Annotated in this window: 3 protein-coding genes; all 3 read right to left on the reverse strand. The window is 72.8% G+C overall.

What is annotated here, in order from left to right:
- On the reverse strand, positions 1-722 hold a 722-nt coding region (locus B7L92_RS06480), incomplete at its 3' end, for a CNNM domain-containing protein (RefSeq protein WP_081236508.1).
- Positions 719-2,065: a hemolysin family protein gene (locus B7L92_RS06485; protein ID WP_081236509.1), complete on the reverse strand. Its 1,347-nt coding sequence runs from the start codon at positions 2,063-2,065 to the stop codon at positions 719-721. The genes B7L92_RS06480 and B7L92_RS06485, both read right to left, overlap by 4 nt.
- A gap of 217 nt (positions 2,066-2,282) precedes the next feature.
- Positions 2,283-2,556 (reverse strand): TerB family tellurite resistance protein (locus B7L92_RS06490; protein ID WP_170102179.1); only part of this gene is annotated, 274 nt, incomplete at its 5' end.

The raw sequence follows: 2,556 nt of genomic DNA on the forward strand, positions 1-2,556 counted from the left end.
CGCAGCAGCTCGTCGATGCCGGCGCCGCCCTCGACCGAGGTGATCCGCTCGGCCGGGACGCACAGCGCACCGACCGGTGTCCCCGGCTCGGTCAGCGAACGCGTCAGCAGCTGCGAGTCGGCCGCGCTGATCAGACCGAGCCGCTCGGACTCCGCCACCAGGTGGGTGAGCTGCTCGCGGTCGTGGACCGGGGCCAGCTCGTCGCGCGGGGTCACCCGGCACAGCCGTACGAGCCCGTTGCTCACCGAGTTGAGCAGCCGGATCAGCGGCCGTACGGCCTTCACCAGCGCCCGGAAGAGCGGGGACAGCAGCATCGCGGAGCGCTCCGGGTGGGCGATCGCCCACGACTTGGGCGCCATCTCGCCGACCACCATGTGCAGGAACACCACCACGATCATCGCGACGGCGAACGCCACGCCGTAGCTGAGCGCGCTGGGCAGACCCAGCCCGCGCAGCAGCGGGTCCAGCTGGTGCGAGATCGCGGGCTTGGACACCGAGCCGAGACCCAGCGTGCACACCGTGATGCCCAGCTGGGCACCGGCCAGCATCAGCGACAGCTCGCGCATCCCGGCCAGCGCGGCACCCGCGCCGCGCCGCCCCTCGGCCGCCGCCTTCTCCATGCGGTGCCGCTTGGCGGCGACCAGCGCGAACTCGGCGGCCACGAAGAACCCGCTGCCGATCAGCAGCAGCACGGTCACGAAGAGGGCCATCGGGAAACTCATGCGGGCTCCTCCGTCGTCTTCCGCTCCTCCACCACGGGGGTGATCCGCACGCGCTCGGCCACATGCCGGTCGAGCGTGCGGACGTCGATCACCGCGCCGCCGCCCGCGGGCAGCGCGACGGTGATCCGGTCACCGACCGCGGGGAAGCGGCCCAGCCGGTCCACGATCAGTCCGGCCACCGTGTCGTAGTCGTCCTCCTCGGGCAGGTGCACACCGGTCGCCTCGGCCACCTCGTCCAGCCGGCGGCCGGCGTCCACGAGCCAGCCGTCGCCGTCCGCGACCGCCGCCTCGGTGACCCGGTCGGTCTCGTCGGCGATGTCCCCGACGAGTTCCTCGGCGATGTCCTCGTAGGTGACGATGCCGGCCACGCCGCCGTGCTCGTCCAGGACGACGGCGAACTCGTCGTCCTGCTCGCGCATCCGCGCCACCGCGTCGGGCAGTTCGAGGGTGTCCGGCAGCAGCAGGGGCAGGCGGGCCACCGCGCCCGCGGTGGTGCCGGCGAACCGGTCGGCGGGCAGCGCCATCAGCTCGCGCACGCCCAGCACGCCCGCGACGTCGTCGGGGTGGTCGCCGAGCACGGGGTAGTTCGAGTGGCCGTGGACGGCGATCAGCCCGACCGCCTCCTCGGCGCTCGCGTCCCTGCGCACGAACACGGCGTCCGCGCGCGGCACCATCACCTCGCGCAGGGTGCGCTCGGAGAAGTCCAGCGCGTGGTCCAGCAGGGTGGCGGTGTCCCCGGGCAGCGCGCCGCTCTCGTGGGACTCGCCGATCAGATGGCCGAGCTCCTCCAGCGTGGCGCCGTGGTGCAGCTCCTCGACCGGCTCGATGCCGACGCGGCGCAGCAGCCTGTTCGCCGCGCTGTCGAAGATCCGCACGAGTGGCCCGACGACCTTCAGGTACGCCAGGGTGGAGCCGGCCAGCGACTTCGCCAGCCGCTCCGGCACGGCGATCGCGAGGTTCTTCGGGGCCAGCTCGCCCAGCACCATCTGCACGACGGTGGCGAGGACGAAGGCCAGCACCACGGAGATGCCGCTCACGGCTGCGTCCGGCAGGCCGAGGCCGGACAGCCCGGGCCTGAGCAGCGCGGACACCGACGGCTCGGCGATGAAGCCGACGACCAGGCCGGTGACGGTGATGCCGAGCTGGGCGCCCGACAGCATGAACGACAGCCGCTGCAGCACCTTCAGGGCGCGGGCGGCCTTGCGGTCCCCGGCCTCGGCCTCACGGGCGAGCGCGAGCCGGTCGGCGGAGACGTAGGCGAACTCCTGGGCGACGAAGTAGCCGGTGCCGGCGGTGAGCACGAACACGGCGAGCAGGCCCAGCAGCGCCTCGGCGGCACTCACCGAACACCACCCCGCCGGGTGCCGCGGTCAACAGTGCTGTGGCGGGATGGTCCGGGACTGTGTCCCGGGGGGTCCGTCGGTCTGGCGGACAAGCAGGTGACTCCTCACGCGTGGTCGGTACGGGGTGCAACGATTGTCACCCGGCTCGTGTTCCCGGGACCACCGGTCGGTGTCCTCGGCACCGGCCGGTGGTCACCCGCGCCGCTCCGAGGTCGAATCAGAGGTCGAACTCGTGCGGTGCCAGACCCAGCGCGAAGCACGCCTCGCGCACGACCGCCCGCTCGTCCTGGTCGAAGTGGCCGTCCGCGCCGCCGATGACGATGCCGATCTGGACGACCGCCCGCGCCTCGGCCGGCTTCTTCTTCGCCTTGGCGACCTCCTGGAGCACGCTCACCCTGCCGAAGGCGAAGTCCGCGGCCAGCTTGTCGAGGTTCGCCTCGAAGCGGCGGCGCAGGTCGTCGGCGGGGAAGTTCTGCAGCACCTCGTTGGTG

It is taken from the genome of Streptomyces viridosporus, from assembly GCF_002078235.1.
GTDB classification, from domain to species: Bacteria; Actinomycetota; Actinomycetes; order Streptomycetales; family Streptomycetaceae; genus Streptomyces; species Streptomyces viridosporus.